This is a genomic window from Wolbachia endosymbiont of Tetranychus urticae, assembly GCF_046529255.1.
GTDB lineage: Bacteria > Pseudomonadota > Alphaproteobacteria > Rickettsiales > Anaplasmataceae > Wolbachia.
In genome coordinates this window covers 118,034-134,799 of the sequence record NZ_CP114181.1, presented here as the reverse complement: position 1 = coordinate 134,799, position 16,766 = coordinate 118,034, and the positions used below count along the sequence as shown (strand labels likewise).

The window sequence follows — 16,766 nt, the reverse complement described above, 5'->3', positions numbered from 1 at the left end:
GCTTGAAATATGGGTGTCATTCAAATTGTCCTCCGTTGTCATGCCAGTGCCCAGAAACTGGCATCTACCGTCTTATACCAATTCCCACTATGTAAAGAACAGATAGACAATAATGGGAAAGAAGTGATACTAGAGTAGATAAAATAGAGAGGTATAAATGGCATTAAGGTCAAAACTGTTAGACGAAAAAGTTGTAAATTTGGCGAAAGAAATGTTAAAAAAGGTCAGAAATAACGCATATGTTTCAAAAAAGTTACAAGCGGTGATAGCAGGAAAAGAAAGTAGTATAAGCGCTGTGGCAAGAATATGTAAAATTTCAAGGACTGCTTTGACTGAATGGATAAAGCATCTAAAATTTGGTAGAGTAGAAAAATTATTTTCCCCTTCTCAGCGGCGAAGAAAAAGCAAATTAAACAAAAATCAACGTGAGCAAATTGAAATATGGGTAGAAAGAAATCCAAATATTACTATTAAGGAAGTGCAAATAAAAATCTCAGAGGAATTTGGCCTAAACATTAGCAAATCAACAGTGCATCGTGAGATACAAAGGATGAAGTTTTCTTATATAACACCGAGGCCAATTCACCATAAACAAGATAAAAACAAGCAAGAAGAGTTTAAAAAATACTTCAATAAAATAGTCAATTCCCACCCTGAAAAGGAGGTATTTTTTTGATGAATCACGATTTGGAACTCATTCAAAAATCGGACACGGATGGTTTAAAAAAGGGGTCAGAACGCAGGTTAAATGAAAATTGGTAGACAAAATTTCTATATCTACAGTGCGGTAAATCCAAGAAGTGGTAAGAAAATTAGCCTACTTGCTCCATATGTAAACACTGATTGTATGAATATATTTCTGGAGCAGATGTCGAAAGATTTAGGCACGAAAAAAGCCTTTCTTGTAATGGATTGTGCAGGCTGGCATAGATCAAAAAGTTTGAAAATTCAGAAAAACATTACCATTATATACTTGCCTCCTTATTCACCAGAACTGAATCCTGTTGAGAGGTTGTGGCAATATATCAAACACAATACTTTACGCAACAGAGTCTACGATACCATAGGCTTACTTGAAGATGTTCTGTGTAATTTTATTGTCAGTATTTCCAGTGCTACTATTAAACGAGTTTGTAATGTTTCTTATTTGTTCGATTAGTAATGTAATTTGGTATAAGATATAACAAAACTGTTTTGTCTGGTCGATGATTTTTGCAGAGATATAGAGAAAAATTTTGCAGATAAACTACTGCCAAACGGTAAAAACCCACAAGAGTGCCAGAAATTACACATTCGGAAATTATCACAATAATCCTCCTGTATCAGCAATCTCCCTGTGAAAATTTTAAGGCTTTCTACCTGCATTACCTAACATTGCTCTACAAATCAGAGTTTTCGAAGTTGCCTTCATACACTAGGTTTGTTGCTCTAAAGCCCAGGGTTTTGTGGCATTTAGCCATGCTATTACAGTGCCTTTGCGGATGGTCAGAACTTACTGGAATCTCATACATAGATACAACTCCTATTGCAGTTTGCCATGCAAAAAGAATATCAAGAAATAAGGTTTTTGCTGGAATTGCAAAATTAAGCAAGAGTACATATGGCTGGTTTTTCGGCTTTAAACTACATTTGATAATTAACGAGAAAGGTGAAATTCAAGCTTTTACGCTTACAAGAGGTAATGTTGACGATAGAGAGCCTGTAGCAAACCTAACTAAGAAATTAACCGGTCTTTTGTTTGGTGATAAAGGCTATATTAAAAAAGAGCTTTTCCAAGAGTTGTTTAACCGCGGTTTGAAACTTGTTACCAAGGTGAAAAAGGGGATGAAAAACGCATTAATTTCACTACATGAAAAGATTTTGCTGAGAAAAAGGTCGATCATTGAGACGATTTTTGGCTACCTCAAAAATAGACTTGAAATTGAACATACTCGCCATAGATCTCCCGTTAATTTCTTGGTTCACATCTTTTCTACTCTTATTTCCTATTCCTTGAAATCCAAAAAGCCTTCCATTTCCTATACTTTCTTCCTTCCTTAATCCAGAATTAGCGTTTGTAGTTTTTTTACCGTTTGGCAGTAGTTTATCTGCAAAATTTTTCTCTATATCTCTGCAAAAATCATCGACCAGACAAAACAGTTTTGTTATATCTTCCATGGGTAACCTCATCTATTTTTTTCTATTTGTTGAGTTTACCCTACTCTCCTGACTTTTCTATTCTCTTTTTAATCCAGAATTAGCGTTATAGAGATAAAAATTTTCCCTACCTAATTTTACCTTAACCTGTGTCCTACTGCCTTTTTTAAACCACCCATGTCCAACTTTCGAATGTGTACCAAACCGTGATTCATCGAAGAAAAATAGCTCTTTTTCAGAATGCATGACAATAGTTTCATTGAGGTTTTTTTTTAAACTCCTCTTGCTTGTTTTTATCTTGTCCACTATGAACTGGTCTTGGTGTGATATATGAGAATTTCATTCTTTGCATATTACGATGTATTGCGGATTTGCTGATATTCAAACCAAATCTTTCTTGGATTCTTATTCTCATTTCTCTAATAGGTTTTCTTCTATCCACAACTCAATTCGTTCAAGTTGACTTTGGTTCAATATAGTTTTTCTACGGCGTTGAGGTGGAGCAAATAATTTTTCTTCTCTTCCAAATTTTATGTGCTTTATCCATGTAGTAATTGCCTTTCTCGAAATGTAACATATTTTTGCTACAGCTGTTATACTGTGCTTTTTTGCTGCAATTACAGCATTTAGTTTTTTTGCAACATACGCATTATTTCTTACTCTCTTCAGCATCTCTTTTGCTGATTTCACCACTTTTTCATCCAATAATTTTGATCTTAATGCCATCTAAACCTCGCTATTTTACTTACTTCAGTATGGCTTTTTTTCCATTATTTTCTATTCGTTGCTTGTATAGCGGGAATTGGTATTAGAAAAGCCAGGTAAAGAATTAAAACATGTTGAGAAAGAACTAGAAAAATTAAAGAGTGACGTAGCTGGACATGAAACTCGGTTAGAAATACTTGATAAGCTCAGCGAAGAGAATCAATCACTAAAACAACAAATACAAGATCTAAAAAGTAAAAATACAACTCTTAATAGTGAATTAGAAAAAACAAAAGGTCAGCACTCTAATGATTTAAATGAACATAAGATTAAGTTGGAAGAACTTAGCAAGCTCAGCAAAGAGAATCAATCACTAAAGCAAAAAATAAAAGATCTGGAAAACGAGAATACAACACTTAATAGTGAATTAAGCAAAACCACAGCAAATAAAGTATTACTAGAAAAAACAGAAAAAGGACAACTGTCTTTCTTAAAAATTGCTTCTGTAAATTTTGTAACCATGTTGACAGTAGGTGTTGCTTTTAGTATAGCTTTCCAATTACCAATATTGCAACTTCTGTGATGTCTTCATTAATAGTCAGTGGAGTTACATACGCACTATCACCGCAACCTACTGAATTAAAAGAAGTAAGTATTCAAGGCTTGATGCAACATGATGCTTGTAAAACTTAACTTGTGCGCTTCCTGGTAATTTTGATATAGTTATTTCAGTTGAAATTTACAGATTTACAAATGTCAAGCTTAAGTGTAAGAGAAGCATTATGCACGGCAATCAGAGAAGAAATGCAAAATGACCCTGATGTATTTATCATGGGTGAAGAAGTTGCAGAGTATGATGGTGCTTATAAAGTAACAAAAGGATTACTGAAAGAGTTCGGAGAAAATAGGGTAGTTGATACACCTATTACCGAACATGGATTTGCTGGCCTTGCTGTTGGAGCAGCATTTGCTGGACTTAGGCCAATAGTGGAGTTTATGACTTTTAATTTTTCTATGCAGGCTATCGACCAAATCGTAAATTCCGCAGCAAAAACAAATTATATGTCGGGTGGACAACTTGGATGCCCTATAGTATTTCGTGGACCAAATGGAGCTGCAGCAAGAGTTGCTGCACAACATTCTCAGTGCTTTGCATCTTGGTATTCGCATGTTCCAGGGTTGAAAGTAATAGCACCTTACTTTGCCTCCGATTGCAGAGGTCTGCTTAAAGCTGCAATTCGTGACCCTAATCCGGTGATATTTCTAGAAAACGAGATCGCTTATGGACATGAGCATGAAGTTCCTGACTCTGAGCTATCAAATAAAGATTATCTACTTGAGATAGGCAAAGCTGCTGTTATACGGGAAGGAAAGGATGTAACTATCACTGCTTTTTCATTGAAACTAATGGATGCGTTAAATGCAGCAGATTTACTCTCTAGTGAAGGAATAGAAGCTGAAGTTATCGACCTCAGAACCTTAAGACCACTTGACACTGAAACAGTTATTAACTCTATTAAGAAGACCAATAGATTAGTAAGCATAGAAGAGGGTTGGCCATTTGCAGGAATAGGAGCAGAACTCTCAGCCATGGTTATGGAACAAGGATTTGACTACCTTGACGCTCCGGTTGTACGGGTAACCGGCAAGGATGTCCCCTTACCTTATGCTGCAAACCTAGAAAAGAAAGCATTACCACAAGTGGAAGATATAGTTGAAGCTGTGCACCAAGTCTGCTTTAGAAAGAAATAGTCCTATTGACTCTTTTTTTTATCTCCCGTTCCACATTCTTCCATAAAAGAGGCATTTGTAGAGTTTATACCACCCATTACTTTTATGACAATAGTTTTAGCGCCAAAAAACACAGCGCAAAATACACCGAGGGCGAAAGGAGCAGGCCACGGCATTCTACCAAATATTGCAAGTAAAGCTGCTCCTATTATCACTACGGTCATAAGCGGTCCACCTATTCCCCAAACGTAGCCAATAACATTACATATTACTTGAGCAGTTGTATCGTCATTAGAGTTAGCAGCACTTCCAGCATGAGAAAAAGAAATAAATAATACTATAAGTAGAATACAAAAAACCTTTCTAATTGTAGGGTTCATCCCTATACCTTAAGTTTAAATACTATAATTATATCTAAAATAGTATAATTTTTAGTAAAACTAGCATTGTGATTTATACAATATTGCATAGCAAATGATGTCTATTGGTTGTCAATCACTGTCAATTACTTGAGAGCTTATTTCAACTTTCGAAAAAGAGCAATAACACCCATGAGTAAAATTTCACATTACCACTTTTATGTGTTATGATAAGCTTAAATTTATAAAGAAAATAAAATTGAAAGAATTGAGAGAGAACCGGATAGCAAGAACGAGAAAGTTTTTATCTTCACTGTTTTTTTTGCTACTAATTGCGCTATCAATACGTAGTTTTTTATTTGAGCCATTTCATATTCCTTCTGGTTCAATGAAAAGCACTCTACTTGAGGGAGATTATATTTTTACTAGTAAATATTCATATGGTTATAGTAAACACTCCTTTCCATTTTCTCCAAACATCTTTAGCGGTAGAATCTTTTATACCCCTCCGGAGCGTGGTGATATAATAGTTTTCAAGCCTACAAGAAATGACAGCATTAGATTTGTTAAGCGGGTAATAGGAATACCGGGCGATAAAGTGCAAATGATAGAGGGGGAGTTATATTTAAATGATCAGAAAGTAAAGCGAAGACAAATTGAAAATTTTTTTGATTATGAGTCAAAGCGTAATATAGCAAGATACATCGAAACACTCCCGAGCGGCAAGGAGCATGAAATTCTAATAGATAATCTTTCTAATAAGTTATCATACAATACTCCAGTTTATTATGTGCCTGATGATCAATTTTTTGTTATGGGAGACAATAGAAATAATTCTTTTGATAGCAGGTTTTCTGAAATTGGGTTAATACCAACTGAAAATATAGTTGGACGCGTAAGCATGGTTGGTTTATCGTTTAAATTAGGCAAAGTTGATTGGTTGCCGTTTGATTTTAGGTTACCTATTGCTCTGAGATTTGACAGGGTACTTCACAAAGTTGTATGAACTCTATCTGTCTGCTGATTCGCATAATTCTAAATCAGAGTTTTCTAACTCAGAGATAGCATTATTAATGTTGTCTAAGTCATTTTCCTGTAAAGCGTCTTTTGCGTTCTGTAGTAAAATTTTTAACTTTTGCTCAGTGGAAACATTTTCAACTAGATGTATGAGCTTGTTACCGTTAATTTTAGCCTCTGCAAGGGAACGAGCCTTCATGTCTTCATCAAAGTTACTTACTGACTGATTGACCATATCTTGAATATCTTCTTCACTTAAGCCAGAGCTTGAATTTATTTCAACTGTCTGTTCGACTCCAGTAGTTTTTTCTCTTGCAGTGACAGTCAATATTCCATCAATGCTAACTGTAAATCCTATTTCAACTTTTGCAGAACCTGCAGGCAATTGTGGTATACCTTTGAGTTCAAATCGTGCTAGAGATTTATTATCTTTTATCATTTCACGTTCTCCTTGACAAACGTGAATTTTCATTGCTGTTTGCCCGTTAGCGTAAGTTGTAAACTCTTTTATTTCTGAAACTGGTAGTGGTGTATTTCTTGGTATAATTTTTTCAACTATTCCCCCCATAGTTTCTATGCCAAGTGATAAAGGCAGCACATCAAGGAGAATATTCCTATCTTTTGAGTTTGAAGTTAAATAATGAGCCTGCAAAGCTGCCCCATTGGCAACTGCTTTGTCCGGATCCACATCATTCAGCACTTTATTGCCAAAGAGTTTGATTAGTGAATTTTGCACTAATGGCACTCTAGTTGCGCCACCAACTAAAATTACCCCTTTTATATCATCGATTTTAAGATCTATGTTGCTTATAGTACGAGTAACTATATTTATAGTCTTATTAACTAAAGGACTGATTGCTTGCTCGAATTCTTCTTTGGTAATTTTGCACTCAAATAATTCACCATTAGCAGTACAATCTGGTGTCATTCCAGTGCTTGACACTGGAATCCACATACTTTTTCTTTCCTGGATCCCAGTGTCAGCTACTTGGATGACAGGAGAAAGTCTAATATTAAATTTAAAAGTACCTGATGTATTTTCACTTAGGTATTCTTTTACAGTACGTAACTCAGTAAATGATGGCCCTGCCATACAAGTAGCTGGCGCTGGGATGACACTTTCGCTTAAACCTACCTGTTCTCTATACTTTTCAAGCACGATTAAACTAAGTAGATGATCAAAATCATCACCACCAAGTTTAGTATCACCACCAACTGCAAGAACTTGAAACACTCCTTGATGTAATTTTAATATTGAAATGTCAAATGTTCCACCACCGAGGTCATAAACTGCATATATGCCACTGTTATTGTTCTTTTCAATGGAGTAAGAAAGTGCTGCAGCGGTTGGTTCATTAATGAGGCGAAGAACATCTATGCCAGCTAATTTTGCTGCATATTTGGTTGCGTTACGTGCTGAATCATCAAAATAAGCTGGTACAGTAATCACTGCTTTGTTAACTTTCATCCCTGTGAATTTTTTTACCCTCTTGCATAGAGTTTTGAGTATCTCAGCAGAGATCTCAATAGGAGTAAGATACTTTTCCTCTGAGCATTTTACTCTAATGATTTTTTCACTTTCGTTATCTATTTCACAATTGATACCTTCTTTATGCAAGTCTTTAACACTTTTACCCATTAAGCGTTTTATAGAGCAGATAGCGTTTTTGCCAACATCGTAGCCTACTTTTAGTACATCCTTTTCATATGAAATGACAGAAGGTAATAGTTCACGACCTTGCTCATCTTTAAATATTTCTACATTGCCAGCTTTATTTACCATGGCAATTAAAGAGTTAGTAGTTCCAAGATCTATACCAAAAACTACCTCATTTGAACTTGGTTCAGAAATTTGAACTGGCCGCATTTTCCTTTATCTCCTCAAATGACTTATATAAATATCTCAATCTAAAAACTTGCGTAGCAGCTTCATCAAAATTTTTTGTAGCAAAAGCATTAATTAGGTTTTTAGTACAATCTTTTACCTTTTCATCAATCATCCTACTTGCAAATTGTAAATCATCGCAGTCTAGAAAGTATTCTCTTATTTCCATTGATTCATTTAATATTTCAGGATCAAGATGCTCTTTTTTGCTTTGTACGTCAAAAAGATCCAACAAATGTTCGGCACGCTTTAGCGGTGACTTCAGTACCTGATAAGCTTTGTTGATATTTTCCATATTTTTGGACTCTCTTTCATTTATATCAGTTTTGCTTAGCTCAATATATTTTTTCTCCAGCTCATCAAAGCTGATGTTAAAAGCCGGTTCAATTCCAAATAATGTGAAATGGTTGCTAGACATGAAAACTCTCTCCACAACCACATTTTCCTTTCTCATTAGGATTTTTGAAAATAAAACCTGATGAGAATTTTTCCTCTACATAATCCATTTCAGAGCCAAGGATAAACATGATAGATTTTGGATCGATCAGCACCTTGACTTTTTGATCATCACTGCAGCTTTCTTCAATTACCGACTCCAAAGGACGAACATCATATGCATATTCAATATCATATTTTAAACCAGAGCATCCTTTTTGCTTAATTAGAACTCTTATTCCTATTGCTTCTTCAAGGTTAGCATGCTTCTTTTTGTCCAATAAAAACCTTACCCTCTCTACTGCATTTGCAGTTAGAGTGATAGGTTTTTTAACAGAATTTACTCCTTGAAATTCACTCATATTCCTCAATGTTTTTGTTTGTTTTGATAATCATGAATAGCAGCTTTTATAGCATCCTCAGCAAGTACTGAACAGTGTATCTTTACTGGCGGCAAAGACAATTCTTCCACTATTTGAGTATTCTTTATCTTTGTTACATTCTCAATAGTTTTTCCTTTGATCATTTCTGTAAGCAAAGAACTTGAAGCTATAGCAGAACCACAACCAAAAGTTTTAAATTTTGCGTCTTCAATAACACCTTTGTCATTGACCTTTATCTGCAATTTCATTACATCACCACACGATGGTGCACCCACCAAGCCAGTACCAACATTTGGATCATTTTTATCTAAAGAACCAACATTCCTTGGATTTTCATAATGATCTAAAACTTTCTCATTATAACTCATAAAACTACCTGTAAACCATTACTTACATTGTAACATATTTAGATTAAAAACTAAAGTAAAATACACTAGCAAGCGGTACATTTTACTCACAAAATATATGAGTTACGAGTGTATTTACTTTACAAATACATATAGTGCATGTCATTCTTTATATGGTAATTTTGAAAGGAGTATTTCTTGAGTTTATTCAGTAATCTTTATCAAGGACTATTAAAAACCTCCTCCCGTTTTAGTGATGGAGTAAAAAATATTTTTTCTGGCAAAAAAAAATTAGATCAGTCGCTTTTAGATGATCTGGAAGAGCTGCTGATTAGCATGGATATAGGTCATAAAACTTCTAGATTGCTTATTGATAAGCTCGCAAGTATCAAATTTGAATCAAAAGTTGAACATAACATTATCACACAGCAGTTAATGAGCGAAATAGAGTCGATATTAAACCCTGTTGTGCAGCCGCTCATTTTGAATAAAAAACCACACATAATAATGGTATGCGGAGTGAATGGTAATGGAAAAACTACAACTATAGGTAAACTTGCCTATAAATATAAGGAAAAAGGAAAATCCGTTATGCTTGTTGCGTGCGACACATTCAGAGCTGCTGCGAGTGAGCAATTAAATATTTGGGCAGAACGTTCTGATTGCTCTATTGTTACTGGAGAGCACGGTAGCGATTCTGCAAGTGTGGCATATAGAGCTGTAAATCAAGCGATAAAAGATAGCGTTGATGTTGTTTTAATTGATACAGCGGGAAGGCTACAAAACAATGTAAATCTCATGCAAGAGCTGTCAAAAATACATAGAACGATAAAGAAATTGGATGATACTGCTCCTCATGATGTTATTTTAGTTCTTGATGCAACTACTGGCCAAAATGCTTATAGCCAATTAGAGGCGTTTAGTAAAATGGTTGGTGTTACCGGGTTAATTGTAACAAAGCTAGATGGTACTGCCAAAGGTGGAGTAGTGATTGGGCTTGCAGAAGCTTATAAGGTGAAATTACACGCTATAGGAATTGGTGAAAGTATAGAAGACCTGAGGGAATTTACTGGCAAAGAGTTTGCTGAAGCGCTGTTTAAATGTGGTTGAAGATCTCTTTAATTTTCTCATATGACCAAGCTTAATTATCATGAGAAGCCGTTTTTAGATGGTATCATTCCAGTACTTCCTATTTGAGTAGCCTTTTCTTGTCATCCCAGTCTGGGATCCAGATTGCAAGTGGGTTGGGTGAGCCGTTAACGTATAAAAATTACTTCCGCATATTTTCAATCTCATTATAATTACAAATAGAGATATTTTAAGAGCTCAAAATCTATCTTTAGTCTGCAGACTTTTTAATCAAACTTATTAAAAAATGTATTCTTTAGTGTATATCTGTCGTATGTGCACTGCATTTTTTTTCTAACTCTTTTTTACAAAGGAGGATTTTATGTCCAGAATTCCAGATACTTGACCTTTACTTTAGCTAAAAACCAACTGACGCTAATTCTGGGTTAAAAAGAGAATAGAAAAGTCAGGAGAGTAGGGTAAACTCAACAAATAGAAAAAAATAGATGAGGTTACCCATGGAAGATATAACAAAACTGTTTTGTCTGGTCGATGATTTTTGCAGAGATATAGAGAAAAATTTTGCAGATAAACTACTGCCAAACGGTAAAAACCCACAAGAGTGCCAGAAATTACACATTCGGAAATTATCACAATAATCCTCCTGTATCAGCAATCTCCCTGTGAAAATTTTAAGGCTTTCTACCTGCATTACCTAACATTGCTCTACAAACAGAGTTTTCGAAGTTGCCTTCATACACTAGGTTTGTTGCTCTAAAGCCCAGGGTTTTGTGGCATTTAGCCATGCTATTACAGTGCCTTTGCGGATGGTCAGAACTTACTGGAATCTCATACATAGATACAACTCCTATTGCAGTTTGCCATGCAAAAAGAATATCAAGAAATAAGGTTTTTGCTGGAATTGCAAAATTAAGCAAGAGTACATATGGCTGGTTTTTCGGCTTTAAACTACATTTGATAATTAATGAGAAAGGTGAAATTCAAGCTTTTACGCTTACAAGAGGTAATGTTGACGATAGAGAGCCTGTAGCAAACCTAACTAAGAAATTAACCGGTCTTTTGTTTGGTGATAAAGGCTATATTAAAAAAGAGCTTTTCCAAGAGTTGTTTAACCGCGGTTTGAAACTTGTTATACCAATTCCCGCTATACAAGCAACGAATAGAAAATAATGGAAAAAAGCCATACTGAAGTAAGTAAAATAGCGAGGTTTAGATGGCATTAAGATCAAAATTATTGGATGAAAAAGTGGTGAAATCAGCAAAAGAGATGCTGAAGAGAGTAAGAAATAATGCGTATGTTGCAAAAAAACTAAATGCTGTAATTGCAGCAAAAAAGCACAGTATAACAGCTGTAGCAAAAATATGTTACATTTCGAGAAAGGCAATTACTACATGGATAAAGCACATAAAATTTGGAAGAGAAGAAAAATTATTTGCTCCACCTCAACGCCGTAGAAAAACTATATTGAACCAAAGTCAACTTGAACGAATTGAGTTGTGGATAGAGGAAAACCCCAATATTACTATTAGAGAAATGAGAATAAGAATCCAAGAAAGATTTGGTTTGAATATCAGAAAATCCGCAATACATCGTAATATGCAAAGAATGAAATTCTCATATATCACACCAAGACCAGTTCATAGTGGACAAGATAAAAACAAGCAAGAGGAGTTTAAAAAAAAACCTCAATGAAACTATTGTCATGCATTCTGAAAAAGAACTATTTTTCTTCGATGAATCACGGTTTGGTACACATTCGAAAGTTGGACATGGGTGGTTTAAAAAAGGCAGTAGGACACAGGTTAAGGTAAAATTAGGTAGGGAAAATTTTTATCTCTATAACGCTAATTCTGGATTAAAAAGAGAATAGAAAAGTCAGGAGAGTAGGGTAAACTCAACAAATAGAAAAAAATAGATGAGGTTACCCATGGAAGATATAACAAAACTGTTTTGTCTGGTCGATGATTTTTGCAGAGATATAGAGAAAAATTTTGCAGATAAACTACTGCCAAACGGTAAAAAACCCACAAGAGTGCCAAAAATTACACATTCGGAAATTATCACAATAATCCTCCTGTATCAGCAATCTCCCTGTGAAAATTTTAAGGCTTTCTACCTGCATTACCTAACATTGCTCTACAAACAGAGTTTTCGAAGTTGCCTTCATACACTAGGTTTGTTGCTCTAAAGTCCAGGGTTTTGTGGCATTTAGCCATGCTATTACAGTGCCTTTGCGGATGGTCAGAACTTACTGGAATCTCATACATAGATACAACTCCTATTGCAGTTTGCCATGCAAAAAGAATATCAAGAAATAAGGTTTTTGCTGGAATTGCAAAATTAAGCAAGAGTACATATGGCTGGTTTTTCGGCTTTAAACTACATTTGATAATTAATGAGAAAGGTGAAATTCAAGCTTTTACGCTTACAAGAGGTAATGTTGACGATAGAGAGCCTGTAGCAAACCTAACTAAGAAATTAACCGGTCTTTTGTTTGGTGATAAAGGCTATATTAAAAAAGAGCTTTTCCAAGAGTTGTTTAACCGCGGTTTGAAACTTGTTACCAAGGTGAAAAAGGGGATGAAAAACACATTAATTTCACTACATGAAAAGATTTTGCTGAGAAAAAGGTCGATCATTGAGACGATTTTTGGCTACCTCAAAAGTAGACTTGAAATTGAACATACTCGCCATAGATCTCCCGTTAATTTCTTGGTTCACATCTTTTCTACTCTCATTTCCTATTCCTTGAAATCCAAAAAGCCTTCCATTTCCTATACTTTCTTCCTTCCTTAATCCAGAATTAGCGTTTCCACGGTTAAACAACTCTGCTATGCTTCTTATTTGTTTCATTAATAATGAGAATTGGTATTACCAAGGTGAAAAAGGGGATGAAAAACGCATTAATTTCACTACATGAAAAGATTTTGCTGAGAAAAAGGTCGATCATTGAGACGATTTTTGGCTACCTCAAAAATAGACTTGAAATTGAACATACTCGCCACAGATCTCCCGTTAATTTCTTGGTTCACATCTTTTCTACTCTCATTTCCTATTCCTTGAAATCCAAAAAGCCTTCCATTTCCTATACTTTCTTCCTTCCTTAATCCAGAATTAGCGTTTCCACGGTTAAACAACTCTGCTATGCTTCTTATTTGTTTCATTAATAATGAGAATTGGTATAAGATGCTGGAATGGTCTATTTTTGAGATTTTATCAATAAATTGCTGCCTATCTTCTTGATTGCGCTCTTGATATAGTGTGACTTTTTTTTAAAGTAATTTTTAGCTGTTTTAGTCTATACCAAATTGAATTTATTCCAAATCCAAGATTTTGTTTCATCTCTGCCAGAGTATGATCTGGATTCTTTGTAACATATTCTTCGAGTATTTTTGGGTCTATTTTTCGAATAAAGCTACCGTTTTTAGATGGCTTTAGGCTTTCACCAGCAGCTTTCTTTTTTAACCAGCGGTACAGCGTTGCTATTCCTATCTCCATGAGCTCTGCTATCAACCTTTGTCTTCCCTTTTTCTATCATCAATACTGCCTTTTCCCTTAAATCCACACTATATGCCATTATAACTCAAATACTTTATTATACCTTTATCATTTACTTTAGGAAATACTATAGCTGGTGCAACTATGAGAAAAACCATTCCAAGCAACTCTTGTTGTAAGTCTTTTAATTGTTCTAAATCCATAATAATTACCATTAATATTTAGTTAAATAATATAGTAATATAGTTACTTAATCAAGTTAAGTATTAATATATTAAAGAATAGAATATCAAACAATGTCCTTTCCTGAACTATAGGACACAAAAATAGCAGAGTACTACATATTACAACACGTGGATAACAATAAAGAGAAAAGTAAGGATAAATATCCTTACTTTCATAGCAAAGAAGTTGAAAAAATTTATAAAGCAGGTTCTTTCATTAGTTTTTTTTTGCGAACATCAAACAATTACTTAGAAAAATTGGAAAGACCATTAAAATATTTTTTTACTTTTTATTCTATATATTTCAACATATTACCTTTAAGTACTAATAATTATGGCATTATTAATAGTTGAGTCGCCGGCAAAGGCAAAGACGATAGGTAAATATTTGAGTAAAGAATTCAAAGTGGCTGCATCCTTTGGCCACGTCAGAGATCTGCCAGCAAAGAATGGTTCTGTTGATCCTGATAATGACTTTGCCATGAAGTATGAGATTATTGAAAAAGCAGAAAAGTATGTAAAAGAGTTAGTCAAGGAAGCTAGTAAAACATCAGATATATACCTTGCAACAGATCCAGACAGAGAAGGGGAAGCAATAGCTTGGAATGTGATAGAGGCACTAAAGGAAAGAAAAGCAATCAATGATGAAAGCAACATTCATAGAGTAGTCTTTAACGAAATAACAAAAAGAGCAGTGCAAGAAGCTATAAAAAATCCACGTGAAATTAATATGGACTTAGTGCGTGCACAGCAAGCACGCAGAGCTTTGGATTATCTAGTTGGATTTAGCTTATCACCGCTGCTGTGGACAAAATTGTCGGGAAGCAAATCTGCAGGGCGAGTGCAGTCTGTTGCGTTAAAGCTTATATGCGAACGAGAAAATGAAATCAGTAAGTTTATAACACAGGAGTATTGGAGCATAAAGGCAGAAATGCAAAATAGCAAAGATGAGGCTTTTTTTGCTATGCTAAGCCACTATGACAATAAAAAGCTAGAAAAATTTGATATTAAGAATGAAGAAGAGGCAAAGAACTTAGTCAGGGAGATCGAGTCAAGGCAGTATGCTGTAAGCACAGTAGAACGCAAGCAAGTTAAGAGAAACCCGCTTCCTCCATTTATCACCTCAAGTCTTCAGCAAGATGCAGTGAATAAACTGTATTTTAATGTGAAAAATGTTATGCGAGTAGCGCAAAATTTATATGAAGGTATCAATATTGGTGGTGAAACCGTAGGGTTGATAACTTACATGCGTACAGATGGGTTTCATATTGCAGATGAGGCTATAAACTCAATCAGGGGATCAATTAAGTCATTATATGGTGATAAATATTTACCGCATTCTCCTCGTAAATATGTAAAAAAGGTCAAAAATGCTCAAGAAGCACATGAAGCAATCCGGCCAACTGATACTAATAGAACACCGGGTAGTATTAAGGATTACTTAACGCCAGAGCAATTTAAACTGTACGATTTAATCTGGAAAAGAACCATCGCAAGTCAAATGGAATCGGCGATTCTTGATCAAGTGGTAGTTGAAATTAGTTCTATTGACCAGAAAGTGATTCTGCGAGCAAGTGGATCAAGTATATTCTTTGATGGTTTTTATAAAGTTTATCAAGATAACATAGAAGCCGAAAATGAAGGCCTGCTACCTGCCATGAAGGAAGAGGAAGCGTGCAAGTTGATTTCTGTTGATCCGAAACAGCACTTTACTCAACCGCCACCTCGTTATAGTGAAGCAAGTATAGTAAAAAAAATGGAAGAAGTCGGTATAGGTCGCCCATCAACTTATGCAACAATTATTTCGGTATTACAAGATCGTGAATATGTTTCATTGGATAACAAAAGATTTATTCCAAGCAGCCGCGGTAAGATCGTGACTATATTTTTGGAAACTTTTTTTCAGCGTTGTGTAGAGTATGACTTTACAGCACAAATGGAAGAAAGGCTTGATTCAATCTCAAATGGACATGCAGATTGGAAAAAAGAACTAGGCTATTTTTGGGTGCCATTTTTTAATCATGTAAATTCTGTTAAGCAAATGACACATGATGAGATTTTTAGTGGTATTCATGATTTGGTAGTCAATTGGTTTTGCTCAGAGGAAGGAAAGGAAGAAATAGGTAAAAAATGTCCTAATTGCTCTGATGGTATATTGAAATTAAATTTTGGAAAAGCCGGTGTGTTTCTTGGATGTTCTAACTATCCTGCATGCAATCATACAAAAGAAATTACGAGCAGTAATGACAATTCAGAATATCCAAAAAGTTTGGGTATAGATGATGTGACAGGCCAAGAGGTAATGATCAAAAAAGGTCCTTTTGGACTTTATCTGGAGTTTAATAGTGAGTCAGAAAAGAAAAAAAAGATTTCTGTACCAAAAGATATAAATGTTAATGATATTGATCTAAATACCGCCACTCGATTACTTTCCCTGCCGAAAATAATCGGAGAGCACCCTAAAACTGGAAAAGAAGTAAAAATAGGTCTTGGACGATTTGGGTACTATATCCTCTATGATGGTCGATACTTTTCTCTTAAAAAAAGCTCTAAGGAGGTATTAGACACACAATTAAACGAAGCTATACAAATTATTGAGAGCAGCCCACGCAAAGAGCTAAAATCTCTTGGTTTTAATGAAAAGGGAAAAGAAGTTTTTATCTGCAACGGTAGGTACGGATTCTATATAAAATGCGGTAAAACAAACGTTGCGTTGGGCAAGAATGCAGATATTGAAAGTATAGATCTGAAGAAGGCTTTAGAGTTAATTAAGAATAAAAAGTAGACTTCTTGCATAACCATATGCTTTTTATTGCTGTTCCAGCGCTACACGCTGGAACTGAGAAAAAAAGAGCCTGAATTACAAGAAAGAAAATATTCAGATAACGAGAAAGTTGTCACCTGGTTAGCAGCTACAGTCGTGTGACGCAGACGTGCTACCAGGAAAATAGTCTCT

Annotated in this window: 13 protein-coding genes and 7 pseudogenes; 11 read left to right on the top strand and 9 right to left on the bottom strand. The window is 35.0% G+C overall.

What is annotated here, in order from left to right:
- The first annotated feature begins 157 nt into the window (after nt 1–157).
- Both O1Q06_RS00845 and O1Q06_RS00840 read left to right on the top strand, forming a co-directional pair.
- Nucleotides 158–1,159 (top strand): annotated as a pseudogene (locus O1Q06_RS00845) (IS630-like element ISWpi10 family transposase).
- Nucleotides 1,160–1,180: 21 nt separating this feature from the next.
- Nucleotides 1,181–2,040 (top strand): annotated as a pseudogene (locus O1Q06_RS00840) (IS982 family transposase).
- Between the two features lie 198 nt (nt 2,041–2,238).
- On the opposite strand, the pseudogene O1Q06_RS00835 reads toward O1Q06_RS00840, so the two are convergent.
- Nucleotides 2,239–2,862: pseudogene (locus O1Q06_RS00835) on the bottom strand (IS630 family transposase); the annotation flags it as partial.
- An 82-nt stretch (nt 2,863–2,944) separates the two neighbouring features.
- On the opposite strand from O1Q06_RS00835, the pseudogene O1Q06_RS00830 reads away from it, so the two are divergent.
- Nucleotides 2,945–3,534, top strand: a pseudogene (locus O1Q06_RS00830) (hypothetical protein); the annotation flags it as partial.
- Between the two features lie 60 nt (nt 3,535–3,594).
- On the top strand, nt 3,595–4,593 hold the full coding sequence (locus tag O1Q06_RS00825; RefSeq protein ID WP_410542761.1) for a pyruvate dehydrogenase complex E1 component subunit beta: 999 nt from the start codon (nt 3,595–3,597) through the stop codon (nt 4,591–4,593).
- A gap of 2 nt (nt 4,594–4,595) precedes the next feature.
- On the opposite strand, the gene O1Q06_RS00820 is transcribed toward O1Q06_RS00825, so the two are convergent.
- Nucleotides 4,596–4,952, bottom strand: a complete 357-nt coding sequence (locus O1Q06_RS00820; RefSeq protein ID WP_410542760.1) for a TrbC/VirB2 family protein — start codon at nt 4,950–4,952, stop codon at nt 4,596–4,598.
- 199 nt (nt 4,953–5,151) lie between these two features.
- Here O1Q06_RS00820 and lepB point away from each other — a divergent pair, with 199 nt between their 5' ends.
- Nucleotides 5,152–5,937 carry a signal peptidase I gene (gene lepB, locus O1Q06_RS00815; RefSeq protein ID WP_007302623.1) on the top strand — a complete coding sequence of 262 codons (786 nt, stop codon included), beginning with the start codon at nt 5,152–5,154 and terminating at the stop codon, nt 5,935–5,937.
- A gap of 3 nt (nt 5,938–5,940) precedes the next feature.
- On the opposite strand, the gene O1Q06_RS00810 is transcribed toward lepB, so the two are convergent.
- From O1Q06_RS00810 to iscU, 4 genes are read right to left on the bottom strand one after another with little or no spacing between them, the layout of a single operon-like run.
- Complete coding sequence (locus O1Q06_RS00810; protein ID WP_410542759.1) at nt 5,941–7,815, bottom strand: Hsp70 family protein; 1,875 nt, start codon at nt 7,813–7,815, stop codon at nt 5,941–5,943.
- Nucleotides 7,793–8,251 carry an iron-sulfur cluster co-chaperone HscB C-terminal domain-containing protein gene (locus tag O1Q06_RS00805; RefSeq protein WP_006012616.1) on the bottom strand — a complete coding sequence of 153 codons (459 nt, stop codon included), beginning with the start codon at nt 8,249–8,251 and terminating at the stop codon, nt 7,793–7,795. Before O1Q06_RS00805 ends, O1Q06_RS00810 begins: the two co-directional genes overlap by 23 nt.
- A complete protein-coding gene (locus O1Q06_RS00800) occupies nt 8,244–8,630 on the bottom strand; it encodes a HesB/IscA family protein (protein WP_006012614.1) in 387 nt (128 codons plus the stop codon). The genes O1Q06_RS00805 and O1Q06_RS00800 overlap by 8 nt, the downstream gene beginning before the upstream one ends.
- Before the next feature lie 5 nt (nt 8,631–8,635).
- A complete protein-coding gene (gene iscU, locus O1Q06_RS00795) occupies nt 8,636–9,019 on the bottom strand; it encodes a Fe-S cluster assembly scaffold IscU (RefSeq protein WP_410542758.1) in 384 nt (127 codons plus the stop codon).
- A gap of 177 nt (nt 9,020–9,196) precedes the next feature.
- On the opposite strand from iscU, the gene ftsY reads away from it, so the two are divergent.
- The 5 genes and pseudogenes from ftsY (at nt 9,197) to O1Q06_RS00770 (ending at nt 13,195) form a co-directional block, all read left to right on the top strand.
- Nucleotides 9,197–10,108: a signal recognition particle-docking protein FtsY gene (ftsY, locus tag O1Q06_RS00790; RefSeq protein ID WP_410542757.1), complete on the top strand. Its 912-nt coding sequence runs from the start codon at nt 9,197–9,199 to the stop codon at nt 10,106–10,108.
- A 476-nt stretch (nt 10,109–10,584) separates the two neighbouring features.
- Nucleotides 10,585–11,227 (top strand): annotated as a pseudogene (locus O1Q06_RS00785) (IS982 family transposase); the annotation flags it as partial.
- 73 nt (nt 11,228–11,300) lie between these two features.
- A pseudogene (locus tag O1Q06_RS00780) lies at nt 11,301–11,934 on the top strand (IS630 family transposase); the annotation flags it as partial.
- An 81-nt stretch (nt 11,935–12,015) separates the two neighbouring features.
- A pseudogene (locus O1Q06_RS00775) lies at nt 12,016–12,884 on the top strand (IS982 family transposase).
- A 62-nt stretch (nt 12,885–12,946) separates the two neighbouring features.
- The gene (locus tag O1Q06_RS00770; RefSeq protein ID WP_410542756.1) at nt 12,947–13,195 is read left to right on the top strand and encodes a transposase; all 249 of its coding nucleotides are present in this window, start codon (nt 12,947–12,949) and stop codon (nt 13,193–13,195) included.
- Nucleotides 13,196–13,319: 124 nt separating this feature from the next.
- On the opposite strand, the gene O1Q06_RS00765 is transcribed toward O1Q06_RS00770, so the two are convergent.
- Genes O1Q06_RS00765 through O1Q06_RS00755 form a run of 3 tightly spaced genes read right to left on the bottom strand, consistent with a single transcriptional unit; the run spans nt 13,320 to nt 13,789 of the window.
- On the bottom strand, nt 13,320–13,586 hold the full coding sequence (locus O1Q06_RS00765; RefSeq protein ID WP_410542755.1) for an IS630 transposase-related protein: 267 nt from the start codon (nt 13,584–13,586) through the stop codon (nt 13,320–13,322).
- Complete coding sequence (locus tag O1Q06_RS00760; RefSeq protein WP_410542747.1) at nt 13,531–13,665, bottom strand: hypothetical protein; 135 nt, start codon at nt 13,663–13,665, stop codon at nt 13,531–13,533. The genes O1Q06_RS00765 and O1Q06_RS00760 overlap by 56 nt, the downstream gene beginning before the upstream one ends.
- Nucleotides 13,655–13,789 carry a hypothetical protein gene (locus O1Q06_RS00755; protein ID WP_410542754.1) on the bottom strand — a complete coding sequence of 45 codons (135 nt, stop codon included), beginning with the start codon at nt 13,787–13,789 and terminating at the stop codon, nt 13,655–13,657. Before O1Q06_RS00755 ends, O1Q06_RS00760 begins: the two co-directional genes overlap by 11 nt.
- A gap of 355 nt (nt 13,790–14,144) precedes the next feature.
- Between O1Q06_RS00755 and topA the strand changes: the two genes are divergently transcribed.
- Nucleotides 14,145–16,595: a type I DNA topoisomerase gene (topA, locus tag O1Q06_RS00750; RefSeq protein ID WP_410542753.1), complete on the top strand. Its 2,451-nt coding sequence runs from the start codon at nt 14,145–14,147 to the stop codon at nt 16,593–16,595.
- Nucleotides 16,596–16,766: the final 171 nt, after the last annotated feature.